Raw genomic sequence first — 1,512 nt, forward strand, 5'->3', positions numbered from 1 at the left:
GGGGGTTGTGTGGTGGGGGTGGTTGTTGGGGTTGTTGTTTGAGAACTACATAGTGGACGCGAGCATCTGGACACACACGTGTGGCCCTTTGTGGGTTGTGTGTGTTCGTAGCAATTTCTTTGATTTAGAACCTGGCCTTTGATGGCCGTGGTTCTCTCGAAAGTGATTGAGTGCATCAACCAGGACAGTGTCTTCCCGTTTGGGGGGTGTTGTCCGTGGTTTTGTGTGGTCAAGTTTTTAAGGGCGCACGGTGGATGCCTTGGCATTAGGAGCCGAAGAAGGACGTAGGAATCTGCGATAAGCCTGGGGGAGTTGATAACCGAGCGGTGATCCCAGGATGTCCGAATGGGGAAACCCCGCACAACGCTGTCATGGTGATTGTGTGACCCGTGCCTGAATTCATAGGGTGCGTGGGGGGAACGCGGGGAAGTGAAACATCTCAGTACCCGTAGGAAGAGAAAACAAGAGTGATTCCGTTAGTAGTGGCGAGCGAACGCGGATGAGGCTAAACCGACCCATGTGTGATAGCCGGCGGGCGTTGCGTGGGCGGGGTTGTGGGACTTGCTGTGTTGGTTCTGCCGGACCGGCGAGGTGAGAGCATGGGCATAGGTGAACGGTCTTGAAAGGCCGGCCAGAGAGGGTGTGAGCCCCGTAACTGTAATGTCGTTGTGCCGCTTTTGGTGAGTATCCCAAGTAGCACGGGGCCCGAGAAATCCCGTGTGAATCTGTCAGGACCACCTGATAAGCCTAAATACTTCCTAATGACCGATAGCGGACCAGTACCGTGAGGGAAAGGTGAAAAGTACCCCGGGAGGGGAGTGAAACAGTACCTGAAACCGTGTGCTTACAATCCGTCAAAGCAGCCGCAGCTTGCTGTGTTGTTGTGATGGCGTGCCTTTTGAAGAATGAGCCTGCGAGTTAGTGTTACGTCGCGAGGTTAACCCGTGTGGGGTAGCCGTAGCGAAAGCGAGTCTGAACAGGGCGAGTGTAGTGGCGTGATCTAGACCCGAAGCGGAGTGATCTACCCATGGCCAGGTTGAAGCGACGGTAAGACGTCGTGGAGGACCGAACCCACTTCAGTTGAAAATGGAGGGGATGAGCTGTGGGTAGGGGTGAAAGGCCAATCAAACTCCGTGATAGCTGGTTCTCCCCGAAATGCATTTAGGTGCAGCGTTGCGTGTTTCTTGCCGGAGGTAGAGCTACTGGATGGCCGATGGGCCCTACAAGGTTACTGACGTCAGCCAAACTCCGAATGCCGGTAAGTGAGAGCGCAGCAGTGAGACTGTGGGGGATAAGCTTCATAGTCGAGAGGGAAACAGCCCAGACCACCAACTAAGGCCCCTAAGCGTGTGCTAAGTGGGAAAGGATGTGGAGTTGCTTAGACAACCAGGAGGTTGGCTTAGAAGCAGCCATCCTTGAAAGAGTGCGTAATAGCTCACTGGTCAAGTGATTCCGCGCCGACAATGTAGCGGGGCTCAAGTACACCGCCGAAGTTGTGGCATTCACGCATAT

Annotated in this window: 1 rRNA gene (only partly in view); it reads left to right on the plus strand. The window is 54.5% G+C overall.

What is annotated here, in order from left to right:
• Window positions 1–227: 227 nt before the first annotated feature.
• Window positions 228–1,512 (plus strand): 23S ribosomal RNA (locus tag ACIQT2_RS23940) (its annotated part continues 1,856 nt past the right edge of the window); the annotation flags it as partial.

Source organism: Paenarthrobacter sp. NPDC090522, from assembly GCF_044769225.1.
Taxonomy (GTDB): Bacteria; Actinomycetota; Actinomycetes; order Actinomycetales; family Micrococcaceae; genus Arthrobacter.